The sequence below is a fragment of the Saccharothrix hoggarensis genome (assembly GCF_052936025.1).
Genome location: NZ_CP193624.1, coordinates 5,777,213 through 5,792,940, shown reverse-complemented (window position 1 = coordinate 5,792,940; position 15,728 = coordinate 5,777,213). Strand labels below are relative to the sequence as shown.

12 protein-coding genes are annotated in these 15,728 nt (G+C 71.0%); 9 read left to right on the top strand and 3 right to left on the bottom strand.

Annotated elements, in window-relative coordinates:
- Positions 1-325 precede the first annotated feature (325 nt).
- From ACRAKH_RS26115 to ACRAKH_RS26100, 4 genes are all read left to right on the top strand, one after another.
- Positions 326-604: a DUF3349 domain-containing protein gene (locus ACRAKH_RS26115; protein ID WP_380722987.1), complete on the top strand. Its 279-nt coding sequence runs from the start codon at positions 326-328 to the stop codon at positions 602-604.
- A 605-nt stretch (positions 605-1,209) separates the two neighbouring features.
- A complete protein-coding gene (locus ACRAKH_RS26110; RefSeq protein ID WP_380722985.1) occupies positions 1,210-1,656 on the top strand; it encodes a hypothetical protein in 447 nt (148 codons plus the stop codon).
- A 485-nt stretch (positions 1,657-2,141) separates the two neighbouring features.
- Positions 2,142-3,545: a sensor histidine kinase gene (locus ACRAKH_RS26105; protein ID WP_380722984.1), complete on the top strand. Its 1,404-nt coding sequence runs from the start codon at positions 2,142-2,144 to the stop codon at positions 3,543-3,545.
- Complete coding sequence (locus ACRAKH_RS26100) at positions 3,542-4,237, top strand: response regulator transcription factor (protein WP_380722982.1); 696 nt, start codon at positions 3,542-3,544, stop codon at positions 4,235-4,237. The genes ACRAKH_RS26105 and ACRAKH_RS26100 overlap by 4 nt, the downstream gene beginning before the upstream one ends.
- Before the next feature lie 18 nt (positions 4,238-4,255).
- Here the strand turns inward: ACRAKH_RS26100 and ACRAKH_RS26095 are convergent, their stop codons facing one another.
- Positions 4,256-4,981, bottom strand: a complete 726-nt coding sequence (locus ACRAKH_RS26095) for a phosphatase PAP2 family protein (protein WP_380722980.1) — start codon at positions 4,979-4,981, stop codon at positions 4,256-4,258.
- Between the two features lie 748 nt (positions 4,982-5,729).
- Between ACRAKH_RS26095 and ACRAKH_RS26090 the strand changes: the two genes are divergently transcribed.
- Both ACRAKH_RS26090 and ACRAKH_RS26085 read left to right on the top strand, forming a co-directional pair.
- The gene (locus tag ACRAKH_RS26090) at positions 5,730-9,968 is read left to right on the top strand and encodes an alpha-L-arabinofuranosidase C-terminal domain-containing protein (protein ID WP_380722978.1); all 4,239 of its coding nucleotides are present in this window, start codon (positions 5,730-5,732) and stop codon (positions 9,966-9,968) included.
- A 5-nt stretch (positions 9,969-9,973) separates the two neighbouring features.
- Entirely contained in the window at positions 9,974-12,400 is a 2,427-nt protein-coding gene (locus ACRAKH_RS26085; protein WP_380722977.1) for an OmpL47-type beta-barrel domain-containing protein, read from the top strand.
- A gap of 102 nt (positions 12,401-12,502) precedes the next feature.
- Here the strand turns inward: ACRAKH_RS26085 and ACRAKH_RS26080 are convergent, their stop codons facing one another.
- Together ACRAKH_RS26080 and ACRAKH_RS26075 are read right to left on the bottom strand one after the other, a co-directional pair.
- The gene (locus ACRAKH_RS26080) at positions 12,503-12,802 is read right to left on the bottom strand and encodes a DUF2695 domain-containing protein (RefSeq protein WP_380722975.1); all 300 of its coding nucleotides are present in this window, start codon (positions 12,800-12,802) and stop codon (positions 12,503-12,505) included.
- 44 nt (positions 12,803-12,846) lie between these two features.
- A complete protein-coding gene (locus ACRAKH_RS26075; RefSeq protein WP_380722973.1) occupies positions 12,847-13,617 on the bottom strand; it encodes a TetR/AcrR family transcriptional regulator in 771 nt (256 codons plus the stop codon).
- A gap of 60 nt (positions 13,618-13,677) precedes the next feature.
- Between ACRAKH_RS26075 and ACRAKH_RS26070 the strand changes: the two genes are divergently transcribed.
- The 3 genes from ACRAKH_RS26070 (at position 13,678) to ACRAKH_RS26060 (ending at position 15,727) form a co-directional block, all read left to right on the top strand.
- Positions 13,678-14,145 carry a hypothetical protein gene (locus ACRAKH_RS26070; RefSeq protein ID WP_380722971.1) on the top strand — a complete coding sequence of 156 codons (468 nt, stop codon included), beginning with the start codon at positions 13,678-13,680 and terminating at the stop codon, positions 14,143-14,145.
- 19 nt (positions 14,146-14,164) lie between these two features.
- Positions 14,165-14,680, top strand: a complete 516-nt coding sequence (locus ACRAKH_RS26065; protein WP_380722969.1) for a methyltransferase family protein — start codon at positions 14,165-14,167, stop codon at positions 14,678-14,680.
- 108 nt (positions 14,681-14,788) lie between these two features.
- A complete protein-coding gene (locus ACRAKH_RS26060) occupies positions 14,789-15,727 on the top strand; it encodes an ABC transporter ATP-binding protein (protein WP_380722967.1) in 939 nt (312 codons plus the stop codon).
- The last annotated feature ends 1 nt before the right edge of the window (position 15,728 follow it).

Sequence of the window (15,728 nt, the reverse complement as noted above, 5' to 3'; positions counted from 1 at the left end):
GGTGTGTGGAGGCGGCGTCTGCCTGAGCGGAGCCATGGTCTGGACGGTAGTAACTCATCAAGCGGTGTGGGGTGGCCGCTATGACCGACATCGAGGACTCGCGGACCGCGGCTTGATAGTCGATCTGCCCGGGTCCGTGGTCGCGCTGGCCGCCTGGTCCTCTTGGACCCGGTTCGACCTGTTGCCTGATATCAACGACCGAACGACGCTCGGCTACCTGACAAGTCCGCTACCACGATATTGGCGACTTCTGACCCGGCACGAGAAGCTCGCTATCATTTGAGTGTGATCGATCCACATCGAGGTTATCCGGACGGAGGGGGTAATGCTCGGACCGCCATTGGACGACGTGGTTGACATCCTCCGGCACGCGTTCCCGAACGGTGTGCCGGAGGAGGACACCGAGGCCGTCCTGGTAGTGCTGTCGGAGGGGTTGAGCGAGAGGAACCTCGCCTTGGTGGTGGAGGAGTTCACCGGAATCAGCCGCTACGAGGTGGGGCAGTTGACGGCTACCGCGCTCAACAACCGCAGGCTTGATCGGGCCAAGGTCGCGCGCGTGGAAGAAGCGCTGCGGCGGAAGGGATGGGATCCGGACGAGGACTGATCGCGAACGCGACCACTGAGAACCGCCTGCGCGAACGTTTCCCGGTGCTTCGGTCTCGGCGGCCGCCACTGCGTTCGAGATCGCCTGCCCGCCGAAGATGATCACGTCGGTGTCGAGTGTGTTCGGGAAGTGGTGGCCGGTGATCGTTGCGGTGGGATCTTCGCCAACCTCCAGTCGAGTGACCGGACGCCCACCTGCCAGTGCACAACTCGTGACCTGGCAGGTGCGGATGCCGTCAAAGCGTCTACTTTCCGGATCGCAGCGATGACGAACGCGGGATGTCGGGATTTGTCGTTCGTGAGTTCGGCATCGATGGCGGGGGAGACGAAGGGATGTCCGCCGTCGGGCCGGCGTAGTTGTCCGATGGTGGAGCGATCCACACGAGCAGCCGTAGTCGCCGAACGACGTGGCGCAGCGGTACAAGCACGTGGCGACCAGGGTTGGCATCGACACTCACCTGTGAGCCCCGCGCCGACGAGTGTCCGGCGACGCGGGCAACACCACAGCGGCAACAGCCTTCTTACGAGCTCCTTACGTGGACGCCCCGCCCGGAACGGCGGTGGTCGTCTCCAGCTCTCATCCGTGCTGACGAAAGGAGCGTTGACATGACGTCAACCTTAAGGCGTTCGACAACCGCCGTCCTGATCGCGGTCGCCACTCTGCTGAGCCTGCTCACCATCACGACCCCCGCCGTGGCTGCGGGCGGCCCCTACTGCGGCGACGGCGGTTACACCAAGCGCTGGCTGTGGGAGAAGCCGGGCGGCAACAACATCGGCCAGGCCTGCTACTGGGACTCGGGCAACCGCCTCAACGTGGACGACCAGGAGAAGGACGACCACTCCCTGGTCCTCCAGCTGCGCAACCCCGACAACGGCCGTGCCTGGGACTACTGGAACTTCGGCGGCGCCGAGGGTTCCGGTTACACCACCAGCGTCACCCAGTTCGCCGACAACGTCATCGTCGAAGGCCGCCTCTGCCTCGGTGAGTGGTCCCAGACCAACCCCCGCATCCTCTACGGCACCTGCCGCGCCTGGTCCAACGTGCGCCTCTGACCCGTGACACAGCCAGGGCCTGTTCGGCACAACCGAACAGGCCCTGGTGGCGTGCCCGGAGTGATTCGATTCCCTCACCTCTGATCCCGAGGTCCGGCGTACTCGGTGCCGGCCCGTCTGCGCGCGTTCGGCATGGTCATGCGTTAGCGAATGCATCCCTTCACCGACCTTCTACGGACAGCACAGTGGGCTGAGTTCCGTTGCAGGGCTGTATCTGCGCGTGCGAAATCACGATCACGAGCCGGCGGGCGCAGGCATGAGATGGGCGTCGACAGTGAGCAATGGGCCGTAATGCGGGCCGGTAGGGTGATCTGGTGAGGGGTTTGGGGTTGGGGGTTGTTGTCACGCCCCTTCCGGCCAGGTCTGTCACCGTTCGTGGGCGGCTCGTCGACGTCGGGCTGTGGGTGGGGCTGGGTGCGCCGTTCCTCGGCCAAGGGCTTGGGCTGTCGTTGGCGGTCGGACTTGTGGCTACCGCGGTGATGGTTGTGCTCGCCCGCAGGTTGCCGCTGGTGGCCTCGGTCGTGGCGACCATTGCCGCGGCGGTGGACTGGCGGTTCCTGCCGGCTGTGGTGGTGATGAGCTACCTGGTCGGGCGCAGGGTGTCCGACGGCCGGGTGGCGCGGGCGGTGTTTCCTGGTGTGATCGTGGTCGGGTCGGTCGTGGTGCTGTCGCTCGGCGTCGATCTGTACACCTGGATGGTGCGTCTCGGCGGGTTCGTCGTGTTCGGGGTGTTCCCCTGGTTGATCGGCCGTTATCGGCGGCAGCAGGTGCGGCTGGTCAGGGCCGGCTGGGAGCGGGCGGCCCGGTTGGAGGAGCGGCAGCGGATCGTGGCGGAGCAGGCACGGCTGCGGGAGCGGGCCCGCATCGCGCACGACATGCACGACTCGCTCGGCCACCACCTCAGCCTGGCCGCGCTCAAGGCGGGCGCGCTGGAGGTCGCCGCCGACGTGGACGAGCGGCACCGGGCCGCGGCCACGACGTTGCGCGAGAGCATCGCGCTGGCCACCGAGCAGCTGCACGACATCATCGACCTGCTGCGGGAGGACGATCCGGAACCGGCGATCGCCGGCGGCGAGCGCATCGGCGACCTGGTCGCCAGGGCGGCGGCCGCGGGCGTGGCCGTCGACCTGGTCACCACCGGTGACGTCGAGGACGTGGAACCGATGCGCTACCGGGCCGCGTACCGGGCGGTGCAGGAGGCGATCACCAACGCCACCAAGCACGCGCCGGGCGCCGAGGTGTCCGTGCTCCTGCAGGGCTTGGACGACGAGGTCCGGATCGCCGTGACCAACGGCCCGCCCGCCGAGCCGGCGCCGTCCGACCCCTCACGCGGTGGGCGCGGGCTGGCCGAGCTGCGGGAACGGGTCAGGCTGGTCGGCGGCACGCTGCGCGCCGGTCCGCACGAGGGTGGTTACCGAGTGCTGGTGCGGTTGCCTCGGGCCGAGGACGTGATCGGCGACGGTCCGGGCGTCGAGGCGGACGAGAACCCCACCGTGGCCGACGAGTTCGACCGCGCGCGGCACGGTGTGCGCAAGCGTTTGACGCTCGCGTTCCTCACCCCGGTGGCGCTCGGGACGTGCCTGGTGGTGGTGCTGATGGGCCTCTACGCCTACGACACGGTCACCTCGACGTTGCCGCCCGAGTCGTTCCACCGGCTGGAGCTGGGCGCGGCGCGGTCGGCCGTCGCGGACGTGGTGCCCGATCGGCAGGCGCCCGAGCGCGGTTTCGGCCCGGCGCCCGCGGAACCGCCGGGCTCGACGTGCGAGTTCTACCGGTCCGAAGGCGGATTCCTGCCGACGGCTTTCGACGTGTACCGCCTGTGCTTCCGCGACGACCGGTTGGTGGGCAAGGACGTGCTGGCGCGCATCGGGCAGGAGGCGGGGAAGTGAGTGCCGGAGGGGGACCGCGGGCGATCCGGGTCGTGCTGGCCGACGACGAGGCGCTGGTCCGCGCCGGCGTCCGCGCCATCCTGGACAGCGACCCGGAGATCGAGGTGGTCGGCGAGGCGGGCGACGGGCGGGAAGCGGTCGACGTGGTCTTGGAGCACCGCCCGGACGTCGTGCTGATGGACGTGCGGATGCCCGTGCTGGACGGGATCGCGGCCACCGGCGAGATCGTGGAGGTCGCTCCGGGCACGGGCGTGCTGATGCTGACGACGTTCTCCGACGACCACTACGTCGCCCAGGCTCTCGAACTGGGCGCCGACGGCTTCCTGCTCAAGACCGGTGATCCCCGTGAGCTGGCGGTGGGCATTCGCGCGGTGAAGGCCGGTGGGGCGTACCTGTCGCCGCAGGTGGCGAAACGGGTGATCCGCGCGTACGGCGGCACTCGTCCGGGGTCGCGTGCCGTGAGGGCCAGGGAGGCGAGGAACCGGGTCGAAGGCCTGAGCGGACGGGAGGTGGAAGTGTTGCGCCTCATCGGCGCGGGCCTGTCGAACGCCGAGATCGCCGCACGGCTGCACGTGGTCGAGGGAACGGTCAAGGCGTACGCCGGCGCGCTGTTCAAGCACCTCGGGGTCCGCAACCGCGTCCAGGTCGCCATCATCGCCCACCACGCGAACCTGGTGGACGACTCCCCGTAGCGGAAGCCGGAGCTTGGACTACCCGCGTGGAGGGTGAGTGCGGTCGGGACGCGTCGCCTGGTCGTGCCCGAGACGCCGAACCGCTTCCGTGGCCAGCAGGACACCGGCCTTGTCGTGGTGGCGCAGCCTTTGGACGAGAGCGGTGGTCGGGAGCAGGAGGACCGGCACGGTGATCAGGGCGACCAGCGCGCCGAAGACCAGGCCGACGACGGCGTCGTGCGGGTAGTGCGCCCCGACGAACACCCGTGAGGCGGCCGCGGCCAACGCGACCGGGACGGCGGTCGCGCCGAGCAGGCGCCACGCCAGGAGCACGCCGATCGCGGCGGCGCCCGCGATCACGGAGTGGTTGCTGGGGAACGACCAGTCACCCGGTGGCGGGCACTCCGCGATCGTCACGACGACGCCGAGCGTGCGGCACGGCCGTTCGACCTCGTAGCCGCTCTTGATCACTTCGCTCAGCAGGTACGCCACCACCACGCCGGCCGGGGCGAGCAGCGCGAACGCCATCGCGCGGGCGGGCAGTGCCCGGGCGCGCCACCAGCCCGACAGCACGAAGCCCAGCAGCAGCACGATCGCCGCCTCCGTGAAGAACCCGGCGAACGACTGGAACCAGGGCGGCGTGCCCTCCGCGAAGCGGATGACGTCGAGGTACCAGGCGGCGCTGACGTCCGGCACGTCCTCGACGTTCGTCGGCGCACGGCTGTCCGGTTCGGCAGCGGTGACCGCGTTGTCCGGAAGCGCCACTGAGACCCCATTCTCCGATGCGCCGAATTTCGGCAAGGTTGTCCTGCGGAACAGGGGGAAGGTAGGGGTCGATAGACGTGGGCGCACAGTGCGCGATGGTCAGGAGTTCGCCCTTACTTTCGTCCATCCCGCGCTGACCGGAAGTGATATCCCAGGCGCTGCCGCAGAATAAAACGCCAGGTAGGAGCGCTGTGGGTCAGGCGTTGCCGTGTCACGTGCGCTGTGTCGAGACGGGACGGCGTCCCCGTTTGACACGACATTGCCGGGAGCCGAACCCGCCCAATGGTGTGAGTGGCGTGAATCGGGTGGCGCGGTGTCGCCGGGGGAGTCTGAGGCCGGCGACTGAGGTTCCGGAAGGGGACGGTGCGGTCGCTCGGCGCGTCGTCCGGCCGACGTGGCCAGTTGAGACGCCGGATCACCCTGCGGAGTCGGCCTCGTTGGTCCTGTCAGCGGCACGGCGGAACGCGGGGTCAACCAGTTGGCTGCGCGTTATTTGTGAACGCTCACTACCGAAGGAGGTGCCGCCTCGCGCCCTCTGCACCGCTGCAAACCATCCCTTGACGGTCGCGTCTGTTAACGCTCACACTCCCCGGTGGTAAACGCTGGCATTTCCTACGGCGGTGGAACTCAGAGTGGAGCACCCCTCATGACGACAGCGCGACGGCCGGTCGGAAGACCGGGTCGACGGTGGATCAGTGCGCTGGTGGCCGCGGCTCTGCCGGTCACCCTCGGGGTCACGCTCTCCGCGGTGACCGCCCCCAGCGCGGGGGCGGTCGAAGGGGAGACGTGGACGGACGACTTCGCCTCGACGACGCTCCGGCCGGAGTGGGAGATCGTCAACGAGGACCCGGGCGGTTGGACCCTCCTCGACGGCACCCTGCGCGTCACCGGCCAGACCGGTGACACCTACCAGGCGGTCAACACCGCCCGGAACGTGTTCCTGGTCGACATCCCGGCGGGCGACTTCACCGCCGAGGTGACCGTGCGCGCCCAGGTCGCCAAGACCTACCAGGGCGCCGGGCTGATCGCCTGGCAGGACATGGACAACTACGTCCGCTCGGGCCTGACCTACGTCGGCACGCTGGCCCCGTCCGGGATCGCGATCGAGAACGACGTCGAGACGGCCGCCGCGTTCCGCGCCGAGCGGTTCGTCGACCGGCCGGGCTCGACCGGCGAGACGTTGCAGCTCCAGCGGGTCGGCGACACCATCACCACCCGGTACAAGAACGCCTCCGGCGCGTGGGTGGACGCCTCGTCGGTCACCGCCGCGTTCCAGACGACCCAGGTCGGCGTCTACGCCTTCGGCGCGCTCGACGGCTCGACGCTCGACGCCGCCTTCGACGACTTCCGGATCACCGCGGCCGCCGGCCGTGACGTCCAGCCCGCGGGCACGTTCTCGATCAAGAGCGCCGCGGGCGGCCACCTGGTCGAGACCGAGGGCGGGCTGGCGCTCTCGCCCGAGCCGCCGCTGTCCACGCTGGTCTTCACCGCGGCCGCCCAGGCCGGCGGCACGGTGCACCTGCGTACCACCGACGGCGACCGGCCGCTCGTCGTCACCGACGGCCGCCTCGCGCTCGGCCAGACCGGCGGCGCGGCCTCGCCCGTGCGGCTGACCGACGCCGCGGGCGGCGAGCTGTTCCTGCGTGACGCCGAGGGCGCCGGCTACGCGGGCGGCACGGGTCCGCTGGTGCTCGGCGACAAGGCCTCCGCCGTCCGCTTCAAGCTCGCCCAGGTCAGCACGTCGACCGCCGAGCTGGCCATCGACGGCGACGCGGCCGCCGCGCAGATCAGCGACACGATGTTCGGCATCTTCTACGAGGACATCAACTACGCCGCGGACGGCGGCCTCTACGCCGAACTCGTGCGCAACCGGTCGTTCGAGTTCAACTCCTCGGACAACGCGGGCTTCACCGGCATGACCGCCTGGGAGGTCGTCAACGGCGGCGGCACGGCACCGCAAGCGCTGGTCGTCAACGACGACACCCGGCTCAACCCGATGAACCGCAACCACTTCCGGCTGATCGCCGACGGCCCCGGCGACGGTCTGCGCAACATCGGCTACAACCGCGGCTTCGCGCTCAAGGCGGGCGCGCAGTACGACGCCTCGGTGTGGGCGCGCACCACGACCGCGCAGAACCTGGCGGTCCGGCTGGTCAGCGCGGACGGCGCCGTCACCTACGCCGAGGGCTCCGTGGCCGTCGACGGTTCGGACACCTGGAAGCAGTACCCGGTGACGCTGACCGCCTCCGCCACGACCGACGCGGCCCGGCTCGTCGTCACGGCGGGCGCGGCGTCCGTCGTCGGCCTCGACATGATCTCGGTCATGCCGCAGGACCGCTGGGTCGGCCCGGTGAACGGCAAGTCGGTGCTGCGCAAGGACCTGGCCGAGAAGATCGCCGCGATGAAGCCGACGTTCCTGCGCTTCCCCGGCGGCTGCGTCACCAACGTCGGCACGTTCCGCACGTACGAGGAGAGCGGCTACACCGACCGCCGCCGCACCTACCAGTGGAAGGAGACCATCGGCCCGGTCGAGGAGCGGCCGGCCAACTGGAACTTCTGGGGCTACAACCAGTCCTACGGCATCGGCTACCTCGAGTACTTCAAGTTCGCCGAGGACCTGGGCGCCGAGCCGCTGCCCGTGGTGTCGGTGGGCGCGAACGGCTGCGGCAGCACCATCCCCGAGATGAAGGACCCGGCGATGATCGCCCGCTGGGTCGACGACACCCTCGACCTGATCGAGTTCGCCAACGGCGACGTCACCACCGAGTGGGGCGCCAAGCGGGCCGCGCTCGGCCACCCGGAGCCGTTCGGGCTGGAGATGATCGGCCTGGGCAACGAGGAGAACACCACCACGTTCGAGGCGAACTTCCCGGCCTTCCGGGACGCCATCGAGGCCCGGTACCCGGACATCACCATCATCTCCAACTCCGGCCCGGACGACGCGGGCGCGCGGTTCGACGCCCTGTGGGACTACAACCGCCGCCAGAACGTCGACATGGTCGACGAGCACTACTACAACGACCCCGACTGGTTCCTGCTGAACAACCACCGCTACGACAGCTACGACCGCAACGGCCCCAAGGTGTTCCTGGGCGAGTACGCCTCGCGCGGCAACACGTTCCACAACGCCCTGGCCGAGGCGTCGTACATGACGGGCCTCCAGCGGAACGCGGACGTGGTCCGGCTGGCGTCGTACGCGCCGCTGCTGTCCAACGAGTCGCACGTGCAGTGGAACCCGGACGCCATCTGGTTCGACAACGACGAGTCCTGGAACACCCCCAACTGGGAGGTGCAGAAGATGTTCGGCAACAACGTCGGCGACGAGGTCGTGCCGAGCACCTTCACCGGTTCGGTCAACCAGTCGGTCGTCAACGGCGGCATCTTCCTGTCCACCTGGAACACCGCCGCCGCGTACGACAACGTCCGGGTGACGTCCAACGCCAACGGTGAGACGTTGTTCTCCGACGACTTCGCCAACGGCGACCAGTGGAACCCGACCGCCGGCAGCTGGGCCGTCTCCGACGGCCAGTACGTCCAGTCGTCCGCGACGACCACGGACGCCCGCAGCATCATCGACGACGCGTACGCGAAGGGCTGGACGAACTACACGCTGGAGCTCGACGCCAAGAAGATCTCCGGCGCCGAGGGCTTCCTCATCGGCTTCGGCGCCCAGGCCACCAACGACTTCTACTGGTGGAACCTCGGCGGCTGGAACAACACCCGGTCGGTGCTGCAGAAGGCGTCCGGCGGCAGCGCGGTCGAGGTGAAGTCCGTCGAGGGCCACAGCGTGGACACCGGCGCGACGTACCGGGTGAAGGTCGTCGTCGCGGGCAACACCATCTCGCTGTACCTCAACGACCAGCTGCAGATGACCTACGACTCCGGCGCGGACGAGAAGCTGTTCCAGGTCGTCACGCGGGACGAGGCGAGCGGCGACATCGTGGCCAAGGTGGTCAACACCTCGACCGAGACCGTCCGCACGCGGGTCACGGTCGCGGACGCGGGCGTGCTGCCCGACGGCGAGGTCGTCCAGATGACGGGCGCGCCCGGTGACACCAACACCAAGGCGAACCCGACCAAGGTGGTGCCTGCCACCCGGCAGATCAGCGGGCTGTCGAACGACTTCAGCTACGACTTCCCCGCGCAGTCGATCACGTTCCTGCGGCTGCGCACGACCGACGGCGTCGCACCGGTCGTCGGCGAGGTGACGCTGCGGGGCACGGCGGTCAACGGCTGGTACGGCGACCCGGTCACCGTGACGGCGACCGCCACCGACGACCGGCGGCTCGACCGGATCGAGTTCCGCGTCAACGGCGGCGCGTGGGTCCCCGGCACGGAGGTCCAGGTCGCCGGCGACGGCCGGCACACCGTGGAGGTCCGCGCCGTGGACGCGGCGGGCAACATCGGCGAGGTCCGGCCGGTGACGTTCGGCGTCGACGACCTGGCACCGGTCTCCAACGCCACTGTGGACGGCGCCGCGCGCACCGTCGCGGTCCGGTCCGCGGACGCGGGCGTCGGGGTCGACCGGGTCGAGACCCGGATCGGCACGGCCGACTGGCGGCCGTACACGACCCCGGTCGTGGTCGGCGACGCCGAGACCGCGGTGCAGTTCCGCGCGGTCGACCGGCTGGGCAACGTCGAGGCGCCCGGAACGGTCGTGGTGCCCGCGAAGCAGGCGCAGTTGAAGTCGACCACGACGACGGTGACGCCGTCGAAGCCGAGGGTCGAGCAGGGCGCCGCCCTCCCGCTGACCGTGAAGGTCGGCAGCACGTCCGGCGGCACGACGCCGACCGGCGAGATCCGAATCCTGGAGTCGTCCGTGCCCCTGGCATCAGCGACCTCGACCAACGGAACCGCCACGGTGTCGCTCGACACCAGCGGCCTGAGCGTCGGTGACCACACCCTCGTCGTGCGCTACCTCGGCGACGGCGGGCACAGCCCCTCGCAGACCAGCGTGGTCGTGCGGGTCACCAAGCGGAGAGGGTGATCGGGATGAAGATCGCCATGCGGAAGCGGACCACCCTCGCGCTGCTGGGCGCCGCGCTCGTGGCGGCCGGCCTGGCCGCCGTGCCCGCCCACGCGGCGGGGCCGGTCGGCCGGGGCCTGGTGGCCTCGTACGCGGCGGAGAACACGGCGCAGGCGGCGGTCGACGCCGTCACGCTGACCGACGCCGACGGCGTCCGGGGGAACCTCGCCCTCCCCCTGGCCGGCGCCCACGGCGCGACGTTGACGTGGCAGTCGAGCGACGGGAGCGTGGTGACGGACACCGGCGAAGTGACCCGGCCCGCGCACGGCGGCGAGCCGGTGGCGGTGGACCTGACGGTCACCGCCACGCTGAACGGCGGCACGGCGACCCGCACGATCCCGATCACCGTGCTCCCGCTGCCCGCCCCGGCGGTGCACGAGGCGTACTTCTTCCCGTACTTCGTCGGTGAGAGCACCGACGACGGCGAGAAGATCTACTTCGCCGCGTCGGAGGGGAACGACCCGCTGTCCTGGGACGAGCTGAACAACGGCCGTCCCGTGCTCACCTCGACCCTGGGGGAGCGGGGCCTGCGCGACCCGTTCCTCATCCGGTCGCACGAGGGCGACAAGTTCTACCTGCTCGCGACCGACCTGAAGATCTTCGGCGGCAACAACTTCAGCGAGGCGCAGGAGTCCGGCAGCAAGCACCTGGTGGTGTGGGAGTCCACCGACCTGGTGCACTGGTCGGAGCAGCGGATGATCAAGGTGTCGTCGGACTTCGCCGGCAACACCTGGGCGCCGGAGGCGTTCTACGACGAGGCGTCGGGCAACTACGTCGTCTACTGGGCGTCGAACCTCTACCCGACGACCGACGTGGCCTCCCGCGACTTCCGGACGTCCTACAACCGGATGATGTACGCGACGACGCGCGACTTCCGCACGTTCAGCGAGGCGAAGCCGTGGGTGGACGTCAAGCGGGGCACCGGTCTCGGCATGATCGACGCGACCGTGGTGCGCGACGGGGACACGTTCTACCGGTTCATCAAGGACGAGGCGTCCATGACGGTCCGGCAGGAGAGGTCGACCGACCTCCTGGCCCCGGTCACCGGGACGCTGCCGACCACGACGTCGTCGCCGTGGTCCCTGGTCCGCGAGCGCATCGGCGTCGGCCAGCCCAACCCGTGGGGCGGGACGTTCACCGGCGGCGAGGGCCCGACGGTGTTCCGCGACAACGCGGTGCCCGGGCGCTGGCACATGCTGATCGACCAGCCGAGCTACCACGGCGGTCAGGGGTACCTGGCGTTCCGGACCGACGACATCGCCTCGGGCGTCTGGACGGCGGTCCCGGACTCGGCGCTGCCGCGCAGCCCGCGGCACGGCACGGTCATCCCGATCAGCCAGGCCGAGCTGGACGCGCTGCGCGCGGCGATGCAGCCGAACCTGCTGGCCAAGTCGGTGGCATCGGTGTCGGTGCGCACCCGTGAGGGCGTGGCCCCGACGCTGCCGTCCACTGTGGACGTGACCTACGCGGACGGCTCGACCCGGGCGACCGCGGTCGACTGGGCCGACGTGGACCCGGCGCGGTACGGCTCCTGGGGCTCGTTCCAGGTAGAGGGAACGTTGGTGGGCCAGGCGCTCCGCGCGACGGTGACGGTGATCGTGACCGACCGCGCGGACCCGACGGTGTCGTTGAGCACGACGCCCGCGTCGCCGACCGGCGACTGGTTCACGGTTCCGGTCGACGTGAGGGCCGCGGCCGCCGACGAGACCGGCGTGCAGTCGGTGGAGATGGCCGTGGACGGCGGCTGGCGCACCACCGACGTGGTGACGCTGACCGACGGCAGGCACACCGTGCAGGCCAGGGCGACGGACGTCACCGGGAACACGTCGAGCCCGGTGACCCGCGAGGTCAACGTGGACACACAGGCGCCGGTGAGCCGTGCCTCGTGGGACAACGCGGCCCGGTCCGTGGCGATCACGGCCGCGGACGACACGTCCGGCGTCGCGCGGGTCGAGTACCGGGTGGGCGACGCGGCCTGGGCGACGTACACCACGCCGCTGGCGTTCGGCGACGTCGCCACGACGGTGCGGTACCGGGCCGTCGACCACGCGGGTCACGTCGAGGAGGTCAACACGATCTCCGTGCCGCGGGAGACCCTCGACCCGAGCACGACGACCGCCACCCTCAACCGGGACGCGGTCAAGCTGGGCCGTGACGCCTCGGCCCTGGTCGAGGTGCGGGGTGGCCCGTTCACCCCGACCGGCGCCGTCCGGATCATCTCCGGCGGTGACCTCGAGGTGGGCCGGGCGACCCTGGTGGACGGCCGCGCGACCGTCGCCATCGACACCGCCACGCTCGGCGTCGGCCGGTGGCAGCTGACCGTGGTCTACGACGGCGACGCCAACCACGCCCCGTCGACCGCTGAGGTCGTGCTGAAGGTCAACAAGCGCTAGTGATCGCGGAGAGCGGCCGTCCCGACATCTGCCGGGACGGCCGCTTTTCGCTTGCCCGGAGCCCGCGGGCGGTCGAGCGGCGCGAGCGGTGAGCGGGCACGGTTACCCGAACACCTCTTCCGGGCCGCAGTTCAGGACGACCTCGCAGTCGCAGTAGCCGCCCAGCTCGGCCAACCCGTCCGCGATCGCCTCCCCGTCGAGGTCGTGGGCTTCGACCCACGTCCGGGTGTGGCGAAGCGTGTGGTCGCAGCCCTCCGCGAGCACGAGCGCGTCCACGAAGTCGACCAGCGCCGTCAGCTGGTCGCGGTTCAGCGGCAGTGACGCGGCACGGGCCTCCCGCTCGGCGCGCTTGTACTCGTCGCGGAGCTGTCGGCGGCGGGCGTCGTCGGGCGGGACGGCCATCGTCCGATGCTCCCACGGCCGCGCGCGGGACGCCGTGGACCGGGCTACGGGGCGGCGGCGCGGAGGAACGCGGCGGTGAAGGTGTCGCACACGTCGTCGAAGCCGGGGACGTCGGCGGGCAGGACCGCCCGCAGGGCGGAACGGGTCAGCAGGTGCGCCAGCAGCGGGCCGATCAGCAGTTGCACCAGCAGCGGCAGGGGGAGGGGCCGCAGGCGGCCTGCGCGGACGTGCGGCGAGAGCAGGGCGTCCAACGGGACGATCATGGACGGCAGGGTGGCGTGCACGAGGCGGCTCGCCGGGCCGTCGGGGCGGGCGAGCAGGTCGGCGAAGAGCGCGGGCATGACGCGCGGCTCGCGGGTGAAGACCGCGGTGAGCGCGCGGTAGACCCGGCGCACGGTCTCCTCGACGTCCGCGGGCGGGTCGGCGGCCAGCTGGCGCAGGTCCGGGACCGGGCCGTAGTGGTCGAACACGGCGGCGAGCAGGCCGTCCCGGCTGCCGAAGACGGCGTACAGGCTGGGCACGGCGCAGCGCGCGGCGTCGGCGACGGCTTCCAGCGTGAACGCGCCGAGGCCGTGCCGGGTGACGAGGTGGGCGGTCGCGGCGACGGCGCGGTCCCGCACGGGGACCCGGCTGCCGGGGTCGACGCCGGCCTCCCGGCACGCCTGGTCGAGCGCGGCCCGGTGGCGGATGCGGCGGATCAGCGTGCTGCGGGACATCCCGGCGGCCTTGGCGATCACCACCAGCGGGACCTCGGCCACGGGCTGGTCGCGTTCCCGTGCGGCGGCCAGCGCGGCTTCGACGATCTTGGGGTCCACGGCGCGGATGGTACTCGACTATAGTTGACATTGTACTGAGTTCCACCTCTACTGGCAGCCATGACGTGGTTCGAGGTCCTGCTGGTGGTCACCGCGGTGGTGCGCGGCCTCGGGGCGGGCATCATCTACGACTCGGCGGTGGTCAGCCCGCGGGTGCGCCACCGCGTGGGACTGCCCGCGTACGCCGACTACCTGCGCGCGAACCTGGCCGGGCTCGGCGGCAAGAGCTACGTCCCGGTGGCGTGGCTGGGCGCGCTGCTGACCGTCACGGCGACGGTGGCGGCGTTCGCGTCCGACCAACCGCCGGCCGTGGCGTGGTGGACCGCGGGCTCCCTCGCCGCCACGGTGGTGGCTTTCGTCGGCACGGGGTTGGCGTTGCCCGCGCTGTTCCGCGTCACGCGCACGCCGTCGGACGAGCACGACCGGCTGCGCCCACGCCTGGACCGCTACGCCCGTTGGTACGGCTTCAGCGCGCTGTGGCAGGGCGTGGCGTTCGTCGCCGCCGTCCTCGCGCTGGCCGTCCGCTGACCCGGGGAAGGACGACGTCATGCGCAAGTCGAGAGCCGCGGCCGTCAGCGCGGGGTTCTTCGTGGTGGCGCCGGGCACGGTGGTCGGCCTGGTCCCGTGGCTGATCACCCGGTGGCGGGTCCGGCGGCCGCTGCCCGGCGCGGCACGGGTCGTCGGCGCGGTCCTCGTCGCCGCCGGGCTGGTGCCGGCCACGTCGGCGTTCGCGGAGTTCGTCAAGGCGGGCGGGACGCCGATCCCGGTCGCGCCGACCGAGCGCCTGGTGGTGTCGGGGTTCAACCGGCACGTGCGCAACCCGATGTACCTGGGGCTGCTGCTGTCGATCATCGGGCAGGCGGTGCTGTTCGGGAACGTCCGCCTGCTGGCCTACGCGGCGGCGGCGTGGGCCGTGCCGGCCGCGTTCGTCCGCTGGTACGAGGAGCCCACGTTGGCGCGCACGTTCGGCGCGGAGTACGAGGAGTACCGCCGGTCGGTGCCCGCCTGGCTCCCGCGAACGACCCCGTGGACGCCGCCCGCCCGTGAGGACACCGGCCGATAGGACGCCGAACGGCGTCCAGGACCGCGGCTCGCCTTCCGGGCGTCGGGTTTTCACGTGCGCGCGTCACCGCCGTACCGGTAGCTTCGAGCGGATTACCGGGGGGTGACCATGAGCGTGCGCGTCCGGAACCTCGTCAGGACGTACCGCAAGGGCAAGGGGTGGCGGCCCAGGGGCGAGGAGGTGACCGCGCTCGCCGGGCTGACGCTGGACGTGCCGGCGAACGAGGTGCACGGCCTGCTCGGCCCGAACGGCGCGGGCAAGACCACGTTGTGCAAGATCCTGTCCACGATCCTGCTGCCCACGTCGGGCACCGCCGAGGTCCTCGGCCACGACGTCGTCGCCGACGCGGCCGAGGTCAGGGCGCACATCGGCATCGTCTTCGGCGGCGAACGCGGCCTGTACGGCAAGCTCACCGCGCGGCAGACCCTGCGCTACTGGGCGTCCCTCTACAAGATCCCGGACGCGCGGGCCAAGGCGCGCGCCGACGAGCTGCTGTCGCGCCTGGGCCTCGACGGCAAGGCCGACGACCTCGTGGAGACGTTCTCGCGCGGCATGAAGCAGCGGGTTCACCTGGCCCGCGGGCTGGTCGGCGACCCGAAGCTGATCCTGTTCGACGAGCCGACGACCGGCATGGACCCGGTGGCGGCGCGGGACTTCCGCGCGCTGATCGGCGAGCTGCGCGACGAGGGCCGCACCATCCTGATCACCACGCACGACATGGACGAGGCCGAAGCGGTCTGCGACCGCGTCACGCTGATCGACAAGGGCGGGGTGCTCGCCACCGAGTCGCCGCGCGGCCTGGCCGAGATGTCCGGGCTGCACCGCTGGGTCGAGGCAGAGACGACGCTCGACGTCACCGCCATCCCCGGCGTGCTGCACACCGAGACCCGCAACGGCGTGCTGCGCGTGAAGACGACCGACGACCGGTCGGCGCGCGCGGTGCTGGACTTCCTGCTGGACCGCGGGGTGCGGTCGGTCCGCGCCGTCCCGCCCCGGCTGGAGGACGTCTACCTCGACCTCATCGGCCGCCGCGGCATGGAGGTCTGAG